At 62.7% G+C, this 20,806-nt stretch carries 21 protein-coding genes; 17 read left to right on the top strand and 4 right to left on the bottom strand.

What is annotated here, in order from left to right:
• Positions 1–164 precede the first annotated feature (164 nt).
• The 14 genes from AB4068_RS00500 (at position 165) to AB4068_RS00435 (ending at position 13,650) form a co-directional block, all read left to right on the top strand.
• Entirely contained in the window at positions 165–1,274 is a 1,110-nt protein-coding gene (locus AB4068_RS00500; RefSeq protein WP_284988410.1) for an MraY family glycosyltransferase, read from the top strand.
• A gap of 128 nt (positions 1,275–1,402) precedes the next feature.
• Positions 1,403–1,891 (top strand): hypothetical protein, encoded by a 489-nt coding sequence (locus AB4068_RS00495; RefSeq protein ID WP_306960917.1) that lies wholly within the window; start codon positions 1,403–1,405, stop codon positions 1,889–1,891.
• Entirely contained in the window at positions 1,878–2,216 is a 339-nt protein-coding gene (locus tag AB4068_RS00490) for a hypothetical protein (protein ID WP_084784335.1), read from the top strand. The genes AB4068_RS00495 and AB4068_RS00490 overlap by 14 nt, the downstream gene beginning before the upstream one ends.
• 81 nt (positions 2,217–2,297) lie before the next feature.
• The gene (atpB, locus tag AB4068_RS00485) at positions 2,298–3,098 is read left to right on the top strand and encodes a F0F1 ATP synthase subunit A (RefSeq protein ID WP_059387612.1); all 801 of its coding nucleotides are present in this window, start codon (positions 2,298–2,300) and stop codon (positions 3,096–3,098) included.
• A gap of 82 nt (positions 3,099–3,180) precedes the next feature.
• Positions 3,181–3,399 carry an ATP synthase F0 subunit C gene (atpE, locus tag AB4068_RS00480; RefSeq protein ID WP_028264751.1) on the top strand — a complete coding sequence of 73 codons (219 nt, stop codon included), beginning with the start codon at positions 3,181–3,183 and terminating at the stop codon, positions 3,397–3,399.
• Between the two features lie 54 nt (positions 3,400–3,453).
• On the top strand, positions 3,454–4,014 hold the full coding sequence (locus tag AB4068_RS00475; protein ID WP_078108476.1) for a F0F1 ATP synthase subunit B: 561 nt from the start codon (positions 3,454–3,456) through the stop codon (positions 4,012–4,014).
• Positions 4,014–4,841, top strand: coding sequence for a F0F1 ATP synthase subunit delta (locus tag AB4068_RS00470; RefSeq protein WP_284988407.1), 828 nt, complete (start codon positions 4,014–4,016; stop codon positions 4,839–4,841). The genes AB4068_RS00475 and AB4068_RS00470 overlap by 1 nt, the downstream gene beginning before the upstream one ends.
• An 83-nt stretch (positions 4,842–4,924) precedes the next feature.
• Complete coding sequence (gene atpA / locus AB4068_RS00465) at positions 4,925–6,562, top strand: F0F1 ATP synthase subunit alpha (RefSeq protein ID WP_078108478.1); 1,638 nt, start codon at positions 4,925–4,927, stop codon at positions 6,560–6,562.
• A 93-nt stretch (positions 6,563–6,655) separates the two neighbouring features.
• Positions 6,656–7,543, top strand: coding sequence for a F0F1 ATP synthase subunit gamma (locus AB4068_RS00460; RefSeq protein ID WP_059387614.1), 888 nt, complete (start codon positions 6,656–6,658; stop codon positions 7,541–7,543).
• 86 nt (positions 7,544–7,629) lie between these two features.
• Positions 7,630–9,084, top strand: a complete 1,455-nt coding sequence (gene atpD, locus AB4068_RS00455) for a F0F1 ATP synthase subunit beta (RefSeq protein WP_059387615.1) — start codon at positions 7,630–7,632, stop codon at positions 9,082–9,084.
• A gap of 1 nt (position 9,085) precedes the next feature.
• Complete coding sequence (locus tag AB4068_RS00450; RefSeq protein WP_059387616.1) at positions 9,086–9,370, top strand: F0F1 ATP synthase subunit epsilon; 285 nt, start codon at positions 9,086–9,088, stop codon at positions 9,368–9,370.
• 10 nt (positions 9,371–9,380) lie between these two features.
• Positions 9,381–9,812: a DUF2550 domain-containing protein gene (locus AB4068_RS00445; RefSeq protein ID WP_059387617.1), complete on the top strand. Its 432-nt coding sequence runs from the start codon at positions 9,381–9,383 to the stop codon at positions 9,810–9,812.
• Between the two features lie 5 nt (positions 9,813–9,817).
• Positions 9,818–11,089, top strand: a complete 1,272-nt coding sequence (locus AB4068_RS00440; RefSeq protein WP_441432432.1) for an alpha/beta hydrolase — start codon at positions 9,818–9,820, stop codon at positions 11,087–11,089.
• Positions 11,090–11,157: 68 nt separating this feature from the next.
• Positions 11,158–13,650 carry a bifunctional lysylphosphatidylglycerol flippase/synthetase MprF gene (locus tag AB4068_RS00435; RefSeq protein WP_441432659.1) on the top strand — a complete coding sequence of 831 codons (2,493 nt, stop codon included), beginning with the start codon at positions 11,158–11,160 and terminating at the stop codon, positions 13,648–13,650.
• Positions 13,651–13,723: 73 nt separating this feature from the next.
• Here AB4068_RS00435 and AB4068_RS00430 read toward each other — a convergent pair whose 3' ends face one another.
• The 3 genes from AB4068_RS00430 to nucS form a co-directional block, all read right to left on the bottom strand.
• Complete coding sequence (locus tag AB4068_RS00430) at positions 13,724–13,927, bottom strand: cold-shock protein (protein ID WP_028264741.1); 204 nt, start codon at positions 13,925–13,927, stop codon at positions 13,724–13,726.
• A 303-nt stretch (positions 13,928–14,230) separates the two neighbouring features.
• Complete coding sequence (gene nagA / locus AB4068_RS00425) at positions 14,231–15,478, bottom strand: N-acetylglucosamine-6-phosphate deacetylase (protein ID WP_441432431.1); 1,248 nt, start codon at positions 15,476–15,478, stop codon at positions 14,231–14,233.
• Positions 15,479–15,542: 64 nt separating this feature from the next.
• A complete protein-coding gene (gene nucS / locus AB4068_RS00420; RefSeq protein ID WP_284988405.1) occupies positions 15,543–16,238 on the bottom strand; it encodes an endonuclease NucS in 696 nt (231 codons plus the stop codon).
• 69 nt (positions 16,239–16,307) lie between these two features.
• Here nucS and AB4068_RS00415 point away from each other — a divergent pair, with 69 nt between their 5' ends.
• Positions 16,308–16,640 (top strand): ATP/GTP-binding protein, encoded by a 333-nt coding sequence (locus AB4068_RS00415; protein ID WP_284751215.1) that lies wholly within the window; start codon positions 16,308–16,310, stop codon positions 16,638–16,640.
• A gap of 18 nt (positions 16,641–16,658) precedes the next feature.
• Positions 16,659–17,453: an alpha/beta hydrolase gene (locus AB4068_RS00410; protein ID WP_307054223.1), complete on the top strand. Its 795-nt coding sequence runs from the start codon at positions 16,659–16,661 to the stop codon at positions 17,451–17,453.
• Between the two features lie 24 nt (positions 17,454–17,477).
• Here AB4068_RS00410 and AB4068_RS00405 read toward each other — a convergent pair whose 3' ends face one another.
• Entirely contained in the window at positions 17,478–18,668 is a 1,191-nt protein-coding gene (locus AB4068_RS00405) for an AI-2E family transporter (protein ID WP_284988486.1), read from the bottom strand.
• A gap of 299 nt (positions 18,669–18,967) precedes the next feature.
• On the opposite strand from AB4068_RS00405, the gene AB4068_RS00400 reads away from it, so the two are divergent.
• Positions 18,968–20,773, top strand: a complete 1,806-nt coding sequence (locus AB4068_RS00400; protein WP_441432430.1) for a hypothetical protein — start codon at positions 18,968–18,970, stop codon at positions 20,771–20,773.
• The last annotated feature ends 33 nt before the right edge of the window (positions 20,774–20,806 follow it).

Here is a 20,806-nt window from a genome sequence, read left to right as displayed (position 1 = left end):
AGGGGCGCGTGAAACGGAGCAAAGCCGCCGTTGACGCTAGTATCTTGACAGAGTCCAACTGTAGTACAGCAATATTCGGCGGTGCGCAGAGGTGTTGCAGGTGTTGTGCCGGCAGCTAGTCGCCAGGGACGTAATCCACCACCACCGCCAACAGGAGCCGCCACGTGATCATGTATTCGCTCATGATGCTCACGGCTGCCGTCGTGTCGTATCTCGCTACGTGGGTAGCCCGCCAGATGGGTAACAAACTCCGGCTTTTCGCCCCCATCCGCAGCCGGGATATGCACTCAGTCCCGATTTCCAGGCTCGGAGGCCTGGGACTCTTCGCAGGCTTCGCCGTGGCCCTCGTGGTAGCCAGCAATTCGTTCTTCGTGAAGGACATCTTCCACGGAAACGGTGCGCCGTGGGGAATCCTGGCGGGTGCCTTGGTGATCGTCGCGGTTGGTGTTGCCGACGACGTGATGGACATCCGCTGGTGGGTCAAGCTGATCGGTCAATGCACGGCGGGTACGATCGTTGCGGTCTGGGGCGTGCAGATGTCCGTGATTCCTTTTGTCCCGGAACCCATCCGGATCGAGGCGGAACCGCTGCGGATTGTCCTGACTGCGCTCCTCATCGTGACCACCATGAACGCCGTCAATTTCATCGATGGCCTCGATGGCCTCGCGGCCGGCGTCGCCGCGATCGGCGGGGTTGCGTTCTTCCTGACGGCGTATTGGGTCCACCGCAATGCAACGCTGACGGACCGCTCGGATCTGGCGGCGCTGCTGATGGCCATCATCGTCGGTTGTTGTATCGGATTCCTGCCGCATAACTGGTTCCCGGCCAAAATCTTCATGGGCGACTCCGGCGCCATGCTTCTGGGCCTCGTGATGGCCTCGGCCGGTGTGGTGTCCACGGGCCAGATCAGTTCCGGACTCTACGACCGCGCCAACGGTATTCCGACCATCGTGCCCATCCTGCTGCCGTTCGCGATTTTGTCGCTGCCGTTGCTGGACCTCGGCTTGGCGGTGTTGCGGCGGACAGCTCGCGGCCAATCGCCATGGTCTGCGGATCGCGGTCACTTGCACCACAAGCTCATCGAGCTCGGCCACACCCACCGCACGGCGGTGCTCATGATGTACGTGTGGACCTGCATTCTGGCGTTCGGAGGCCTCGCGTTCGCCATCTTCCCCTGGCAGATGGTCCTCACGGTCGACATCGTGGCCGCATTGATCATGGCCGGGGTGACGGCCTGGCCCTACTTTGTCCGAAAAGGGCGCGCTGCCCAGTAGACGATGTGTGACGAGGGCGTTAACATCACAGTTCTATCTCATGTAGAATTCTAGGGCGGACAGTCACTCGCCCGCGCACCCACCCTTTTTGAGAATTTGGCATTCTTGCCACGACGATTGGCATCCCCATGACCTCCAACGCCGGCGGACAGCAGTCCGACTCGAGCGGCGTTGCTGCCCCCCGCTCCATGTCTTCGCTGTGGCTGCGGCTTCTTTTCCTCAGCTCGACGACGGCGGTGGCGGCCCTCGCGGCAACGTCGGCTGTTGCGGCGGTCATGAACGGTGGCGTAGGGGTGCTCTCTGCCGCATTCGGCGGGGCGATCGTGATGGCATTTTTTGCTATCAGCCTCCTGATCGGCCATTTCGTCGGCCGGGATAACCCCTCCGGCGCGGTCGGCCTGTTCGTTGCCAGCTACTTTGTCAAGGTGGTCGGCTTCGCGGTGGTGCTCTTCGTCTTGGGAGCGCCCGCCTGGCTGCACGGACGCTGGTTCGTGATCGGCGCCGTCGTCACGGTTGTCTCGTGGCAAGCCGCCGAAATCTACGGCTTCAGCAAGGCCCGGCTCCAGATCTACAACGACCCCGCAGCGGGCAAAGGGGGCGACGATGTTCACTCCTAGGAACAAGCGACGCTCCGCTACGCTCAATGCCCCAAAAACCGGCGATTCCGCTGAGCAAGTGAGCGACGGAAGCGACGGCGGATACAACGCCGGCATAGCCGTCTTCAGCTACATTGTTGGCGGAATCATAGTCTGGAGTTTGATAGGCTGGGGTCTGGATAATCTGTGGGGGACTCGCTGGATTGTGCTCCTTGGCGCTCTGCTTGGAGCCGCAGGAGGGTTCTATCTTTCCCATATGCACGGCCTCACAAGTCATCGCTCGTCTTCCGGTGGAAGCAAAGCAGACAGTGGTCCGTCCCAGGACGGGAACAGTAATGCCAAATAATTTCACACGGGAAATGGCTGCAAGAAACGCGGCCGGATCCTCAACAACGCCCAATGATGGACACTGCAGAGAGGAAACGCGTTGATCGCGCTTGCGCTCCCGGCCCAGGATTCAGGGACCTTCACTCCTCCCGGAATCGACCAAATGCACCTGCCGGCTATCCTGCCGTGGGGTGCGAGCGATGGCTTCTCCAAGCAGATGTTGCTGGTGATCCTGTCGGTGGTTCTTATCGCCACATTCTTCATTGCTGCTGCACGCAAGCAGCAGTTGGTTCCCGGCAAACTGCAGTTCGCAGGCGAGATGGCCTACGGCTTCGTCCGCAACAGCATCGCCAAGGACATTATCGGCGGCCGCGACTTCATGAAGTTCGTGCCGCTTCTGTTCTCCTTGTTCTTCTTCATCCTGGTGAACAACATCTACGGCGCCATTCCCGTGATCCAGCTTCCGAGCTTCTCGCACGTCGGCGGGGCCTATGTGCTGGCCGCAGTCGTGTACGTCACCTGGATCGGCATCGGCATCAGGAAGAACGGCCTGAAGTACTTCAAGCTGGCCACGGTTCCTTCCGGAGTTCCTTGGTACATCCTGCCGATCGTCGTACCGATCGAAATCATCTCCAACTTCCTGGTCCGGCCCGTGACGCACAGCCTCCGTCTCTTCGCCACCATGATGGCCGGACACCTCATCGTGATGATCGCCGGCTCCGGTATTGAGTTCCTTGTCATGCAGGAGAACGTCCTTCTCAAAGGCGCATCCGTGCTGGTACTTGTTGGCGCCGTCGCCATGTACATGCTCGAAGCCTTGATCATGGTGCTTCAGGCATACGTCTTCACCCTTCTGACTGCGATCTACATCGAAGGCGCGCTCCACGCCGACAGCCACTAGGCACAACCCCTCAATCTTCCCCTTCGGGGGTTGAAGCAAACCAAACAACCTGCCGCGACTGCGGCATCTTGAAAGGAATACAATGAACGGCGACATCAACGGCTCCCTTAACCTCATTGGCTACGGTCTCTCCGCAATCGGCGGTGGTATCGGTGTGGGTCTCGTATTTGCTGCTTACATCAACGGTGTTGCACGTCAGCCGGAAGCCCAGCGCGTGCTCCAGCCGATCGCGTTCCTTGGTCTGGCTCTGACGGAAGCCCTCGCCATCCTCGGCCTGGTCTTCGCTTTCGTTCTCAAGTAAACCGCTAAGAACCAAGCGAACATTCAGAACCGAGTAGATAAGGACGGGTGAAACATGAATCAGCAGATCATCTCAGCCGCCGCTCAAGGTGCCGCCGAGTCGGCTAATCCGCTCGTTCCCAATCTCTGGGAAATGGGCGTCGTCTTCGCCGGCTTCGTGGTCCTCTTGTACATCGTGGTCAAGTTTGTTGTCCCGATGTTCGAGAAGACCTTTGCCGAGCGCGCAGAGGCGATTGAGGGCGGCATTGCCAAGGCTGAAAAGGCCCAGGCCGAAGCTTCTGCAGCTCTCGAAGAGTACAAGCAGCAGCTCCACGATGCCCGCGCCGAAGCCAACCGCATCCGCGAAGAAGCTCGAGCCGAAGGTGCCCAGATCCTCGCGGAGCTGAAGACCAAGGCAGCAGCCGAGTCGGCTCGCATCACTGAGCAGGCGTACGCCCAGATCGAATCGGAGCGCCAGGCAGCTGTTGTCTCCCTGCGTTCCGAGGTGGGCACCCTTGCCACGACTTTGGCAGAGCGCATCGTTGGCGAATCGCTCAGCGATGACGAGCGTGCCGCCCGCGTGGTGGACCGCTTCCTTGCAGATCTGGAGACCCAGAGCGCAGGTGCAGCTAAGTAATGGCAGGTGTATCGAGCGAATCGCTGACCAAGGCGCTGGAGCAGTTGGAAGCCACGCTTCCGACGGCCTCGCTGCAGTTGGCTAAGGACCTCTTCGGAATCCTGGGAACGGTGGACAGCTCGGCTGGCTTGCGCCGCGCCCTGACTGACCCCTCCCGCAGCGGAGAAGAAAAGTCGGCGCTGGTCAAGCAGCTGGTTGGCGGGAAAGTCTCCGCTGATGCTGCGGAAATCGCGAGTGGATTGGCCAGCTCACGCTGGGCATCGGCACGCGATATCGGCGATGCACTCGAGACTCTTGCCGCCACGGTGGTCATCGCCGTGGCTGAAAACAAGTCGGCCGTTTCTGCCTCCGGAATCACGGGGCTGGAAGAGCTGGAAAACGATCTGTTTGCTTTCAACCAGACCGTTGCTTCCAGCCACGAGGTACAACGTGCCCTGGGAGAGTCGCAGGCAAGTGCCGCGGCCAAGATCAGCCTGGCGGAGAAGTTGGTTCCTGGCGCAAGCCCGGAAGCCCAGCTCCTCATCGCCCAGGCCGTATCGCAGCCGCGCGGCGTCAAGCCGAGCAAGCTCATCGACAATTTCGCCAAGCTTGCAGCCAAGCGCCAGCAGCGCTGGATCGCAACTGTCCGCGTTACCCGTCCGTTGACGGATGCGCAGGCCAGCCGTCTGCAGGCCGGGCTTGATGCCCTCTACGGCCGCGAGCTGAAGGTCAACGTCAGCGTTGATCCAACTCTGATCGGTGGAATCCGGGTCCAGGTGGCAGACGAAGTGGTTGACGCTTCCGTCGTAGCCCGCCTGTCCGAACTCCGCCGGCAACTCGCTGGCTAGCCAGACAAGCACAACTTAACTGATACAAACACCGGTCATCGTGAGCAACGATGATCACGAAAACAGGAGAGCAGGGACTGCAGATGGCCGAATTGACCATCAACGCCGACGACGTCCGTAATGCGTTGAACGAGTTCGCGGCGTCCTACGAACCCGGAAACGCAGAGCGCGTAGAGGTCGGCCGCGTGACCGCCGCAAGTGACGGCATCGCCCGTGTTGAGGGCCTTCCCTCGGTCATGGCGAACGAGCTGCTTCGCTTCGAAGACGGCACCCTGGGCTTGGCCCAGAACCTCGACGTCCGCGAAATCGGCGTCATCATCCTCGGTGACTTCACCGGTATCGAAGAAGGCCAGGAAGTCCACCGCACCGGTGAAATCCTGTCCGTCCCGGTAGGCGACGCCTTCCTTGGCCGCGTAGTTGACCCCTTGGGCCAGCCGATCGACGACCTCGGCGAGATCAAGGCCGAGACCACCCGTGCCCTGGAACTCCAGGCTCCGGGCGTGACCCAGCGTAAGTCGGTTCACGAGCCCATGCAGACCGGTCTCAAGGCAATCGACGCCATGATTCCGATCGGCCGTGGCCAGCGCCAGCTGATCATCGGTGACCGCCAGACCGGCAAGACCGCGATCGCCGTGGACACCATCATCAACCAGAAGGCCAACTGGGCTTCGGGCGATGTCACCAAGCAGGTGCGCTGCGTTTACGTCGGTGTCGGCCAGAAGGCTTCCACCATCGCTGCCGTCCGCCAGACCCTGGAAGACCACGGCGCGCTGGAATACACCACCATCGTGGCGTCTCCGGCATCCGACCCGGCCGGCTTCAAGTACCTGGCTCCGTACGCCGGCTCGGCCATCGGCCAGCACTGGATGTACGGCGGCAAGCACGTCCTGGTGATCTTCGACGACCTGTCGAAGCAGGCCGAAGCCTACCGTGCAGTGTCCCTGCTGCTCCGCCGCCCGCCGGGACGCGAAGCGTACCCGGGTGACGTTTTCTACTTGCACTCCCGTCTGCTGGAGCGTTGTGCCAAGCTCTCCGATGAGCTCGGCGCAGGCTCGATGACCGGTCTTCCGATCGTGGAAACCAAGGCGAACGACGTCTCGGCCTACATCCCGACCAACGTCATCTCCATCACCGACGGCCAGATCTTCCTGCAGTCGGACCTGTTCAACGCCAACCAGCGCCCCGCTGTTGACGTCGGCGTGTCCGTGTCCCGTGTTGGTGGTGCGGCACAGGTCAAGTCCATGAAGAAGGTCTCCGGTACCTTGAAGCTGGACCTGGCGCAGTACCGCGACATGCAGGCCTTCGCGATGTTCGCGTCCGACCTCGACGCGGCGTCACGCCAGCAGCTGACCCGTGGTGCCCGCCTGATGGAACTGCTCAAGCAGGGCCAGTACTCGCCGTTCCCGGTCGAGGACCAGGTTGTCTCCATCTGGGCCGGTACGAAGGGCTACTTGGACGACGTTCCGGTTGAGGATGTCAGCCGTTTCGAGTCCGAGTTCCTGGAGCACCTCAAGCACAAGTCCTCCATCCTGACCACGCTGGCGCAGACCAACGTCCTGGACGACGACACCGCTGAAGCGCTGAAGTCCTCGATCATCGACTTCAAGAAGGGCTTCTTCGGGGAGGGCGACAACCGCTTGGTTGGCGCCGGCCACGAAGAGCACGAAGCGATTTCCGGTGGCGAAGTCGACCAGGAAAAGATCGTCAAGCAGAAGCGCTAGAGCATTGGTTACCGGGCCTGCGGAATCCGCAGGCCCGGTACCTTCGCCAAAGCCTTAGCCGCTGATCCATCGGGATCTTAGGAAAGGAAATGTATGGGAGCCCAGATCCGGGTCTACCGCCAGAAGATCAGCTCGACGACGTCGATGCGCAAGATCTTCAAGGCGATGGAACTGATCGCTACCTCGCGCATCGGTAAGGCCCGCGCCCGCGTTGCAGCTTCGACGCCCTACGCAAACGCGATTACCCGTGCTGTTTCTGCTGTCGCAAGCCAGAGCGAAATCGATCACCCGCTAGTCACCGAGCCGGAGCAGATCCGCCGTGCCGCCGTCCTGGTCATCACCTCGGACCGTGGCCTGGCTGGTTCTTACTCCGCAAGCGTGCTCAAGAAGGCTGAAGGTCTCAACGAGCTTCTCCGGGCAGAGGGCAAGGAAGTCAAGACCTACCTGGTTGGCCGCAAGGCCCAGGCATACTTCGACTTCCGCAGCCGTTCGTACTCCCGCGTGTGGACCGGCGGAACGGACGCACCGGAATTCGAGACTGCCAAGGAAGTCGGCGCCGCTCTTCTCGAAGAGTTCGCCAACGACTTCGCTGAGGGTGGCGTGGATGAGATCCACGTCGTTTACACCCGCTTCAAGTCGATGGTGACGCAGGAGCCCACGGTTGTCCGTCTGCTGCCGCTCGAGGTCGAAGAGCAGGCAGTCAGCGAGTCCGAGCTTCTGCCGCTGTACGAGTTCGAACCGGAGTCGGAGCAGGTGCTTGACGCTCTTCTTCCGCGTTACATCGAGTCCCGCATCTTCGCGGCAATGTTGCAGGCAGCGGCTTCCGAGCTCGCCGCCCGCCAGCGCGCCATGAAGTCGGCAGGCGACAATGCGACCGAACTGATCAAGAAGTACACGCGTCTGCGCAACACGGCCCGCCAGGCTGAGATCACGCAGGAGCTTTCCGAAATCGTGGCCGGCGCCGACGCCCTGAGCGCGTAGTTGCCGGTGCATGGTTCGGCGCAAGCTGCACCTGCACCAAATAGATAAACTTAACCCCACGCCATCTACTGAGTGAAGTGAGAGAGATGACTGCCACCGCTACCGAGCACGCAGCCGCAACGGCCGGCGCCACCGGCCGCATTGCCCGCGTCATCGGCCCGGTTGTCGACGTCGAATTTCCGGCTGACGCAATCCCGTCGATCTACAACGCACTCACCACCGAGGTAACCCTCAACGGTGAGACCAAGACCATCACGTTCGAGACCTCCCAGCACCTGGGTGACAACCTCGTCCGTGCCATCTCCCTGCAGGCCACCGACGGACTCGTCCGCGGCACCTCCGTGCAGGACTCCGGCTCCCCGATCTCCGTGCCTGTCGGCGACGGCGTCAAGGGCCACATCTTCAACGTTCTCGGCAAGCCGCTGGACGTTGACGAGTCCGAGATCAACGCGGACGCTTACTGGCCGATCCACCGCAAGGCCCCGGCCTTCGCGTCCCTCGAGGGCTCCACGGAGATGCTCGAGACCGGCATCAAGGTCATCGACCTTCTCACCCCGTACATCAAGGGTGGAAAGATCGGTCTGTTCGGTGGCGCCGGTGTCGGCAAGACCGTTCTGATCCAGGAAATGATCACCCGTGTGGCCCGCAACTTCGGTGGTACTTCGGTATTCGCCGGCGTTGGCGAGCGTACCCGTGAAGGAAACGACCTCTGGGTTGAAATGGAAGAGGCAGGCGTCCTCAAGGACACTGCCCTTGTATTCGGCCAGATGGACGAACCGCCGGGAACGCGTTTGCGTGTGGCATTGTCTGCGCTCACTATGGCGGAGTACTTCCGCGATGTGCAGAACCAGGACGTGCTGCTCTTCATCGACAACATCTTCCGCTTCACGCAGGCCGGTTCCGAGGTCTCCACCCTGCTCGGCCGCATGCCGTCCGCAGTTGGTTACCAGCCGAACCTCGCTGACGAGATGGGACTCCTGCAGGAGCGCATCACCTCGACGAAGGGCCACTCGATCACGTCGATGCAGGCTATCTACGTGCCGGCTGATGACTACACCGACCCGGCTCCGGCAACGACCTTCGCACACCTCGACGCGACCACGGAACTTTCCCGTGAAATCGCCTCCCGTGGTCTGTACCCGGCCGTTGACCCGCTGACGTCGACTTCCCGCATCCTGGACCCGCAGTACATCGGCAAGGACCACTACAACACGGCTGTCCGTGTGAAGCAGATCCTGCAGAAGAACAAGGAACTCCAGGACATCATCGCCATCCTCGGCGTCGACGAACTGTCCGAAGAAGACAAGATCGTCGTGTCGCGTGCACGCCGCATCCAGCAGTTCCTGTCCCAGAACACCTACACCGCCAAGCAGTTCACCGGCGTCGAAGGCTCCACCGTGTCCATCAAGGACACTGTCGAAGGCTTCACGGCGATTTGCGACGGCGAGCTGGACCACATCGCAGAGCAGGCGTTCTTCAACGTCGGCGGCCTGGATGACGTCGAGCGCCAGTGGGCCAAGATCCAGGAACAGACCAAGTAGTATGGCTGAGCTCGAGGTTGAGATTGTCGCAGCGGACCACTTCGTGTGGTCCGGTGCGGCCAAGATGGTCAAGGCCCGTACCAGCGATGGTGAAATCGGGATCCTGCCGGGCCACTCGCCGCTCCTCGCCATTCTGGCCGCGGGCGAGCTGGCCATCGAGCCGGTTACCGGAGACCGCCTTGCAGTAGTTGTGGACGGCGGGTTCTTCTCCGTCGACAACAACCGCGTGGTGATCGTCGCTGACAACGCCCAGTTGGGCGATTCAGCTACTGCGGGGATCCGATAGCAAGACCTTGATGGACGACTCTGCTATTCCGTTCATCGCCTTGGCAACGGCGTTTGCGTTGCTGATCTTTACACTGTGCCTCGTCGGGGTGCGCCGCTTCAATCTGCGGCGCGCCCTGGGCACGGTCGACGCCTCCATTTGCACGGCTGGAAACAGCTGGCGGATGGGGGTTTGTCGTTATCAGGACTCGGAGCTTGAGTGGTTCCGCCTGCTTTCCCTTAGCTTCCGTCCAAGACACAGCTTCCGCCGCAGCTCCCTGGAACTCTTGGGCCGCCGGAAGCCAACGGAGGAAGAACTGACGAGGCTGCAGCCCGACGTCGTGGTCGTCGAACTCCAGCACGAAGGCCAGCGGTTCATGCTGGCAATGAGATTTGATGCCTACGCCGGGTTGTCATCCTGGCTGGAGGCCGGCCCCGTGGTGGGCGTCGGCACCTGGCGCTGAGGACAGTGGAATTCCTGTACAACCTGAGCCTTGTTGATGGTCCGTTCTATTGGACCATCTTTGGCGCTGGAATTGCCGGGAGCGCATTCCTTCTCCTGCGATGGGACCGGCGCTGGCTGCTTTCCATTGTTGTGTCGCTTGTCGCCGCAAGCGGAGTTGTTGCGGTCATTCATTGGCTGCTCGTCAACGTCCTCACCGTCTTCCCGGAGGATCTCCCCTTCGATGTCCTTGCTTGGTCGACGGTTGCCTTTTCCGCGCTGGCCCTCTTCCTTTTTCGGCTTCCGGGTTCCTCGTGGCGCGGCAGGAGCGCCGCAGGGGTCTCGTTCTTCGCGGTCCTGCTCCTCTCCGCACTTCAGACCAACAGCTACTTCGGGCTTAACCACACGGCGGCTGATCTCTTCGGCCACAATGTTGGCCGGATCCCACAGCTTGAGGAGGGGTTCAAGAGGGGTTCTTCCCGAACCCTCCCGGTGTCGCTGCCTGAGGGGGGACTTGTCCGCAGGGCGTCGATCCCCGGAATCGAATCCGGATTCACGGCCCAGGATGCTTTCATCTACCTGCCGCCGGCCTACCAATCCGCTGACCGCAGCCAACTACCGGTTCTGGTGCTCTTTGCCGGCCAACCCGGACGTCCCGCCGACTGGCTGACCGGCGGTCTCCTTGAACCGGCCATGAATACTTTCGCCGCCCGGCACGGAGGCGTGGCGCCCGTCGTCGTGGTGGTCGATCCCAACGGTTCCGATACCGCAAACACGATGTGTATGGATAGCCGGATCGCACGTGCGGATACCTACCTAGCGATCGATGTTCCGCGTTGGATCAATTCGACGCTCGAGGTTTCGGCCGACCCAAGGAAGTGGACGGTCGGCGGGTTCTCCTTCGGCGCAACGTGTGCCGTGCAGATGACTACGCTGCATCCCGAAATCTATCCTTCGTTCATCGCGTTCTCGGGAGAGCGGGAGCCTTCACTTGGCCCGGACCGCCGGCGGACCATCCAGACCGCATTTGGCGGCGACTCTACGGCCTTCGACGCCCTGACACCGTTGAACCTGATGAAACAGCGAAGCTACGACGGGCTTGCGGGCTTCTTCGCCGTCGGGGCCTCGGACGGCGAATTCGTCGGCTACGCCACCGAGCTTGCGGCGGCCGCCCGCACGTCCGGCTTCGACATCCGGCACGCTTCAGTTTCCGGAGCCGGCCATTCGTGGGCGGTCGCCGTGCAAGAGCTTCCTTCCGCCATGGAATTCCTGGCCCCTCGCTGGGGACTCGTCCAGTGAGCACCCAGGAAGCCCGGTTATCCAAGGACCAGACGACTGATCCCGAAGAAGGCAAACCCGCCCGGAAGATGGTGGCAACGCTTGCCCGGGCCATCCTGGGCAACGTGGCTGCCCACATCGGGGCAATCCCGTTCACCGTGATTGTGCTCGCCCTGTACCTTCTCACTCCCGCGATCTTCGACTCAGATCTCGGGTACGGCCCCGACGTCTTGCGGCACCTTTCAAGCGTGAGCGGCGGAGGATTGAAGTCGGGGGACTGGTGGTCCATCTGGACGTCGATGTTCTTTGCAGCCAACCCCCTCGATTACGTGATGAGCTCGTTGTTGTTTGTCGTGCTGTTGGGCTCTGCAGAGCGCAAGCTGGGGTGGTTCCGCACGGCGGCGGGCTTCTTTGGCGGACAGTTTGCCACGGTCACCGCTTTTCTGTTGGTGGTCCAGTTGGCAGCCTACGCCGACGACGGCTGGCTGGGGCGGATGATGGACGCCAGGACTTCCGGGCCGCTTTCGGCAACCCTCTTCGTCTCGATGGCGGCCAGCGGCCTTCTCCCGACCCTGTGGCGCAGGCGCCTGAGGGCGACCGCTGTGTCCTTGGCGCTCCTCTTGGTCCTGTACGTCGGCGACCCCTCAGCCGTCATGGCCCTGGCCGGAGCCGTGCTCGGACTGGGGGCGGGCCTGTGGCTCCAGCTCGACCACGGGATTCAACCGAGCCACCGGGCGACCAGGCGTGAAACCCGAAACCTGTTGTCCCTCATGGTGGCGATTTTCGGCGTCGGGCCCTTGGTGGCGGGCGCGGTGAGGAGCCCCGCGGGGCCGCTCGCGTTGCTCCGCGAAATGGTCCTGAACCCGGTCCCGACGCTCAACCAGTTACAGGCGAACTGCGGTGGAACCGTGGACATCAGCTGCCTTGAGCTTGGACGCCAGGGCTATCCCGGGCCCGCCGGCGTGGCCCTCGCGGTGGTGCCCGCGTTGCTTCTCCTGATCTGCGCGGTGGGCATGCGCCAAGGAAGGCGTTTGGCATTGAAAATCGCCATCGCCGTGCAACTCGGTGTGGTGGCTTTGTCCTTTGCCTATCTGGTGCTGTTTGCCAGCATTCCGCATTTTCCAGGGCGGGGCCGTACGGTAGTCATGGGCTCCGCGGTGTTCCACATTCTGACCCTCGCCATGGTTCCCCTTATCCTGGCGGTCCTGCTCTTCCTTTTCCGGGGCAACTTTGTGGTGGGCTCCAGGGCGCCGCTCCGCCGGAAAATGGCGTGGCTGGTTGGCGGTACGTGGCTCATCTTGGCGAGTGGCTACACCGGGGCCTGGCTCGGCTCGGGCGGTATGGCGCACGACGGCGGCATCCTCGGCCTCATTGCGGAACTCGCCCGGCAGTATCTTCCCTTGCCCATACCCACGGCCTTCGGTCGAGTGTTCGCGGAACGTAGCGCCGCCGAGTCGATATTGTTCGCGTGGTCCGGGATCATCTTCTGGCTCGTGGCCATGGCAGCGGTGTGGACGCTGCTCCTGAAACGGCAGCACGGGCCCGGCGGCGACGATCCGGCCCGCCTGGCGGCCAAGGCTTTGGTCAAACGCGGCGGGGAGTCGCTTTCGTGGATGGCGCTATGGGAGCCGAACAATTTCTGGTTCACTCCCGGAATGGACGCTGGAATTGCCTACCAGCAGCACGGAAACGTGGCACTGACCCTTGCCGGACCGTTCGGTGATCCCGCACAAGCCCCTGCCGCGACCGAGGGGTTCCTGGACTACTGTGCGCACCATGCATTGGTGCCGTGCCTCTATTCCTGCACCGAGGAATTGTGGCCGATGCTGCAATCCGCGGGATTTCGCCGAATTGCGGTCGCCCAGGAAACCCGGCTCTCCATCCGTGACCTTGAGTTCACGGGCAAAGCGTGGCAAAACGTCCGTACAGCAAAGAACCGCGCGCTAAAGGCCGGCGTTGAAGCCCGGTGGGGGCGCTATTCGGAGTTTCCGCAACACGTACGCTCCCAACTCGGCGAAGTGTCGGAAGAGTGGGCCGCCAGGAAAAAGGTACCCGAAATGGGCTTTACCTTGGGTTCCCTCGACGAGCTGATGGACGATGAAGTGCTGTGCTGCATCGCCGTCGACCGCAAAGGGTTTGTCTATGGGGTCACCAGTTGGCTGCCGGTGTTTCGTGACGGGCGGGTGATCAGCTGGACCTTGGATTTCATGCGTCGGCGAAGCGATGCCTTTCCTGGCCTCATGGAATTCATGATTGCCTCGGCAGTGCACGAGTTGCGGCAGGGAGTGGAGGTCATTTCTTTGTCGGGCTCTCCTCTTGCCGGCGAGACCGAGGAATTCTCCAGCGGGGAAGCCGGCCTGGCGGGCATTCTCGACCTCGTGGGCAGGACCCTGGAACCTGTTTACGGATTCCGCTCATTGGCCCGCTTCAAATCGAGGTTCCAGCCGGAGTACAGGACTTTGTATATGTACTATCAGGACAGCCTGGAGATTCCCGCGATCGGCGCCGCGCTAAGCCGCGCATATTTGCCGGGGCTATCCGTTCGCCAAACTGCCAGGCTTCTCCGCACCCTGGTCACCTGAAAAGGAAAAGGGGTCCCGCAGCCTGTGCGGAACCCCTTCCCTGAACCTGCCAAGCAGAATTCAGACAGTCAAACTAGACGGCGGTTACGCCGGTGGCCTGCGGGCCCTTTGCGCCCTGACCGATCTCGAACTGAACACGCTGGTTCTCGTCGAGGGTGCGGAATCCGCCGGTCTGGATCTCGGAGTAGTGGACAAAGACGTCGCCTTCAGCGTCGTCCGGGGTAATGAAGCCGAAGCCCTTTTCAGCGTTGAACCACTTGACGGTGCCCAGTGCCATTTTTGTTTCTCCTCATTGTGGAACTATTAAGTCCGGCACACCGCGTGCCGGCCTTGGTTACTCCGCGAGAAGACCTGGTATTCCGTCCAAGCAAGGCCTGGTTGGCTTCGCAGGAGCTTCACGCTCGCAACACGTCTTGCGAGCATGAATCACACCTACACAAAGACTGCTACAACACTTTCATGGCGGATAGTGGAGGTCAACGGTCTGCTGGGGAATTCCGACAAATTTTAAGTAAAAAGAAGGTAACGGAAGAAAGCGCGCCGGCCACGGGATCCGCCATAGGGAGCACGCAAATTCGGCCTAGGCGAGCCAATCCCCATTGCGCAACACACCCGCGAGTTGAAGCTCCTTGTCCACGACGACGAGATCGGCCCGCAAGCCCCTCCGAAGGCCGCCAAGTTCATCGGAGAGCCCCAGAACCGCGGCGGGAACCGCCGTCGCCGAGGCAACCGCGTCGGCGAGCCCGACGCCGGCCGCAACCGTGCGCCTGACGACGTCGAGCATGGTGGCGGTGCCACCCGCGATGGATCCCGTGGCATCCAAGGTAGCGACGCCGTCCGTCACGGTCACGGGGGAGGGGCCAAGCATGTAGTTTCCGTCGGAGAGTCCCGCCGCCGCCATCGAATCGGTCACGAGGACAACGTTTGCTGCGCCTACCAGCTGAAAGACGGTTGCGACCGTGCTTGGGTCCAGGTGCGTGCCGTCCGCAATCAGTTCCACCACGGCCTTGCCTTCCTGGGCCGTCCGAAGGGAGGCGGCCACGGGGCCGGGGGAGCGGTGGTGCATGGGAGGCATGCCGTTGAACAAGTGCGTGACGGTGGGCAGAGAGCTGACGCCGTCGAAACCGGCGGATTCCAGGCCCTCACGCGCCGCAGTGAGGGAGGCTGCCGCCGTCGCGTCGTCGCAATCCGTGTGGCCAAGAGACGGCGTTACTCCGTGGAACGTCATCAGGTCCACGAGTGCAGCGGCACCCGGAAGCTCGGGGGCATAGGTCATGGTTGCGAGCTTGCCTGCAGCGGCTTCAACCAGCTCCGTCATGAGGTCCAGGTCCGGCTCCAGCAAATAAGCAGGGTTCTGGGCACCGCATCGCGCGTGCGAGAGGAAGGGCCCCTCAAGGTGGATTCCCGCTACGAGTCCTTCATCGGCCAGGCGCACGAAAAGCTCGATGCCGCGGAGCAGGTCCTCCCGGGGCGCCGTGACCATGCTGGCGAGGAGCGTGGTGGTTCCGGAGCGGTGCAGGAAATCGATGGCCTTGCGCGCCGACGATTCATCAGCCCCGGGGAAGTCGCCTCCATTGCCGCCATGGCAGTGCACGTCCACGAATCCGGGAACGATGTACCGTTCCGCGGGGAAATCGGTCCGGGGAGTTTCCTCGAACCCCTCGAAGGCTGCTTCGTGGAATTCGGTGGCCGGCCCGGCGAAGGCGATGCGGTCGTCTTCCACCGCCACCAGGCCATCTTCGATCACCGCACCGTCGCTGACGATGGTTCCGGTGATCAGGTGGCGCACGGGCGCAGAAGAAGATACAGGCCGGTCTGGGACAGTCATGTTTTGATTCTAGTTGCCGGGGCCCGCGCTTGGCCCGGTTTACCCGGCATGAGGGCCCGGACCGCTAGAACAAGCGGGACTCGCTGTCGTCCACGCCCCGCATCGCGTCATAGTCCAGGGTGACGCAGTCGATTCCGCGGTCGTTGGCAAGGACCTTCGCCTGCGGCTTGATCTGCTGGGCGGCGAAAATGCCCCGCACCGGGGCCAGCAGCGGATCGCGATTGAGAAGTTCGAGGTACCGCGTGAGCTGCTCGACGCCGTCGATGTCGCCGCGCCGTTTGAGTTCGACGGCGACCGTCCTGCCGTCGCCGTCGCGGGCGAGGATGTCCACCGGACCGATGGCAGTGAAGTACTCGCGCCGGATGAGCGAATAGCCGGCACCAAGTGTTTCGATCTGCTCGGCGAGCAGTCGCTGCAGGTCGGCCTCGACGCCGTCCTTGATGAGCCCGGGGTCCGTTCCGAGGTCGTGGGACGTGTCATGGAGTTGCTCGTAGATGTTGATGATGAGCCGGTCATCGGTCTTGGCCGACTGCACGGTCCACTGCTCCACCACGCCTTCTTCCACTTCGGTCTCTTCCGGCGTCGTCACCCGGAGGGTTGCGGGCGGGCTCATCCAGTTCAGCGGCTTGTAGGAGCCGCCGTCGGAGTGGACCAGCACCGAACCATCGGATTTGACGAGCAAAAGCCGGGTGGCAAGGGGGAGGTGGGCCTTGAGGCGGCCAACGTAATCTACGGAACAACGGGCTATGACGAGTCGCACCCGCTCCACTTTACTTCCTCTGCCGCATCCCCTGCCCCGCGCAACTAGCGACTGGGGCAGAATGGAGTCATGCCCCGCTCCAACCGCCCCCGACGCACCGAATCAGCCAAGGCAAGCTGGAAACGGACAGGCGAGTCGCCGGAACTGGACCTGGAACGTGCCCGCTCGGGCATTGCCCGCAGGGAAAGCGCCCCCGACGGCGACTGGATGGTCCGGACCATGACCGCACGCAATGCCGAGAAGACTTATATATGTCCCGGCTGTTCGATGGCCATCATGCCTGGCATCGCCCACCTGGTGGTGTGGTCCGAGACGCACCTCTTCGGCGACGCCGCAGGGCTGGCGGAGCGCCGCCACTGGCACAACAACTGCTGGACCGGCCGGACCTACAGATACCGCTGAGCGCTTAAGCTTGGAAGCATGAGTTTCGATCCCGCTTCCCTCGTTTTCAGCCAGCCGGAGTCTGCCACGGACATCAGGGCATCCACCGTTTTGCCGGCGCACCGCGAAAACGTGGAATTCCGCACCGAAGACGGCAAGTTGCTTGTGGGTGAGCTGGCGCTGCCGGAATCCGGCGAGATCTCGGCGACCCTTATTACCCTGCACCCCCTGCCAACGCACGGCGGATTCATGGATTCGCACGTTTACCGGAAGGCGTCCTATCGGCTTCCGGCGCTGGCCGGCGTCGCGGTTCTGCGCTTCAACACGCGGGGAACGCATTCGCCCCGGGGTACCAGCCAGGGGCACTTCGACGAGGGCATCGGCGAGCGGTACGACGTCGAGGCTGCTGTTCGCTTCGCTGTGGAGCGCGGGCTTCCGAACCGCTGGTTGGTGGGCTGGTCCTTCGGCACCGAGCTGGCCTTGATGTACGGTGCGGTGGAACCGGTGGCTTCCCAAGTGGAGGGCGCCGTCCTGCTGTCTCCGCCGCTGCACCGTGCAACGGACGTGCATTTGAAGGAATGGGCTGCTTCGGGAAAGCCGCTGACGGTCCTGGTTCCGGAACACGACGACTATCTTCAGCCCGCCGAGGCCGCGGAACGATTCAGTTTGGTGCCCCAGGCCCGGGTGGTGGGGATCGACGGCGCCAAGCACTTGTGGGTCGGCGAGAAGTACGCTGCCCGGGTTTTGGACGAGATTGTGGACGACGTGACGGAAGCCGGTGCGGGACCCCATGGCTTGCCTCGCCACTGGGCAGGCCCAGTGGCCACGGCCTAATGGCTACGGTTTAACAGTCACCGCTTAGTGGCGGTCCTGGCGGACGATGAAGACTTCCTTGATCAGCAGCATGATGGCTGCGGCCGTCGGGATGGCGATCAATGCACCGAGCACGCCCAGCAGGCTGCCGCCCGCGATCACCGAGATCACGGCGACAGCACCCGGGACGGCAACTGCCTTCTGCATGATGCGCGGAGAGATGAAGTAGGCCTCGAACTGCAGATAGGCGAAGTAGCAGATGGCGTAGATCACGGCGGTCTGCCAGCCGGCGGTCAAAGCCACCAGAATGACCACCACAGCGGCAATCAGCCCGCCTACCAAGGGGATGAAGGCAAGCAGGGCAACCACGAACGCCAACAGGACGCTGAACGGAATGCCCAGGATGCTCATGACGATGAACGCGAACAGCGCGTTGAGCAAGGCAACACAGACCTGGCCGATCACGTAGTTGCCCACCGAGCGAGTGATTTCTTCGGATAGCGCTTCCACCCGGGGCCTGCGCGACCGTGGTGCGAGCCTGTATCCCCATCTCTTCATGGCAGGCAGGGCACCGAGGAAGTAGAGGCTGAGGACCAGGACGATCAGCGTCCCGAAGACCCCGTTGGCCACGGTGGATCCGAAGCCGACGACGCCGCCGAAGATACCGCCCATGGCGTCCGGGTTCTTGACGAACTTGTCGAGTTCCTGGCTGATCTTGTCGCGGACGCCGAATTGGCTGTCCAGGGAGCGGAAGAAATCCGAATCCACGAAGCCCCGGATCCAGTCCGGAGCCTGCCGGACGATCTGTGAGACCTGTTCCACGATGGTGGGGATCAGGGTGGCGAAAAACGCCGCCACTCCGGCAACGAGGACCCCGACGGCGATGACGACGCCGGCCGGGCGCGGCACCTTGCGCTCTTCGAGCCCGCGGACCACAGGGTCAAGTCCCAAGGCAATGAACAGGGCCGTCACGATCCACAACAGCAGTTGGGCGGTGTTGGTGCCGATGTAGTACAGCATGAGGGCGACGCCGACGCCGGCCGTGCCCATGAAGCCGACATACAGCGGGTGTTGCGCGGACATCCTCGGGCCAGGGGAACCGAAGCGCGGGCCGTCGGATTCATCCAAGGCGGGTTCGGCGGTTGCATCGTGCTCAAGTTCGGGAGGCATTTCGAAACGGACCCGCGGTTGGGCGCCGGGAATGGGCTGGCGGAGGCGGCGCACGAAGGACGCCATCAGGCCCTCGCCGTGATCCCTGCCGTCTTGGGCAGACCCATCATCCAAGCCACCCGGGCTGGTGCCGGGCCCTTGTTCGGCGGGTGTGGGATCCTTGCGCTCTTTCACGTGTTTCAGCTGCCTTTTCGTTCCGCGGTCAGGCTCGAGGGGTGCCCGATGTCATGTTGTTCGCCACACTATCAGCAGGCCGGAATTGCCGAATTCTAGAGGGTAAGCCCTCCGGCGGGAAGCCCTCTGGGAGGACCCCGAACTGACTCCTTGGTAACAAAACCGTTACCCTTGAAGTTCAACGACCGCTGATGATTGGTATTCCTGTGCGATTGAAGACTGCAGTTTCGCTGGTGCTGCTTGGCCTGCTGACACTGTTGRCCGGCATTGGCCAGCTGACCTTTTGGGCCCCGGCCGAGACCGTAACCGCGTCCGCCCCTGGCGACTCCAAAGCCGCTCCGCTGACGGTGATCACCCAAGACGTGTTGACCCACAAGGGCGGTCCCAGACAGATCAGCGTCAAGGGCGACGGCAAGTTCGTGTTGGCTGTGGGACGTCCGGATGACGTCGATGCGTGGGTCGGCAAGACCGCCCACAACACCATCAACGGCGTCTCCGAGGACGGCAAGTCCCTCCAGCTTTCAGGCACCGACGGCGAAGCAAACGCCCCCTCTCCTACCGGATCGGACTTGTGGGTCCAAACGGAGAACGCCGACGGACAGCTGGAGTACACCTTCACCCCTCCCGCGAGCGGCAACTGGTCCCTCCTTCTGGCGAGCGACGGAACCAAGCCGGCGCCGTCGTCGGTCTCCATTACATTCGCCAATGATGCCACCATGCCGTGGGCCGTACCGCTCATCGTCATTGGCGCGATCCTCATTGTCGCGGGTGCGGCGTTGCCGTTCGTCAGCAAGTTCACCAAGGGCCGGGGCGGCCGCCCCAACGGTCCGCGGGGCGGCGTAACCACCGGAAACTCCCCGGAGACCGCCAGCAAAGGCACCGCCGATGAAACCGACAAGGACCCCCTGGGCGAGGACACACCTGCCGGGGACGCACCTGCCCAGGACACCAACAAAGGCACAGCCGCGGGTCCCGCACTTCGTATTTCGCTTGTAGCCGCCGCTGTTGTGACGGCCCTCGTCGGTGGCACCGCGGCAGGTGCCCAAGCGGCCGAGACTCCTTCTCCCTCCGGATCCGCGACGCCGAGCCCCGCGGGGACCGCCGGAGCGCAGAACGTCCCCGTCTTGGTGGACGCGCAGCTCAAGCGCATCCTGGACCAGGTCGCCGGCGCCGTGGCGGCCGGAGATGCCGCACGCGATGCCTCCAAACTTGCTCCCAGGGTTGACGGCGCGGAACTGCAGGTGCGCACGCAGAACTATAAAATACGGTCCCAGGTTGCTACTCACGAGGCGCGGATGCCCGTCCGGTCCAGCAAGTTGCTGGGCAGCGTCATCTCCAACCAGCGAACCTGGCCCCGCACTGTGATCGCCCTGACCCAGGGCGATGGCAACGTGGTTCCCCAGGTCCTTACCCTCGTGCAGGCCTCGCCGCGGGAGAACTACAAGCTGAAGAGCACTTCCCCGCTTCAGCCGGGAACGTCCTTCCCGGCGATCCCCTTGGGCGGAACCGCGCAGTTGGCGGCCGGAGACAAGTCCGGGCTGCAGTACAGCGGGACCGAGGCGATGGCAGCCCTGGGCGATCGCTTGACCAAGGCCGATTCGGCATTCAAGGACAAGCTCGTGGAAGGCACCAACTCGCCCTACATAGCCGATGTCCTTGACTACCAGGCGAGCACGGTCAAGTCCGGTACCAACGGCAATTTCACCTTCACGCACACGCCCTCTCCGACGGATACGGCAGTGTTCCGCACCTCGGACGGCGGCGCCGTGGTGGTGGGAAAGCTGAACTTCGATTTCACCAGCAAACCCAAGTCGGATGGAGACACGCTGACCGTGGACAAAGCCGCGGCAGTGCTCGCGGGCGGGGATTCCACGAAAGTCGGCCTTGTGCAGACCTTCTCGGAGTCGGTAGCCGTTTACATTCCGCCGGCAGGCTCGACCGCTCCCATGAAGCTCGTTGCCGCGGTCCGCGGCCTGGTGGGAGCCAGCTTCCAGTAGGCAAATGCTGTCGGCGCAGCGGCTAGAGTGGAC

Origin of the sequence: Arthrobacter sp. 2RAF22, from assembly GCF_052115325.1 — a bacterium.
GTDB lineage: Bacteria > Actinomycetota > Actinomycetes > Actinomycetales > Micrococcaceae > Arthrobacter.
This window is presented reverse-complemented; position numbering and strand designations above follow the sequence as displayed.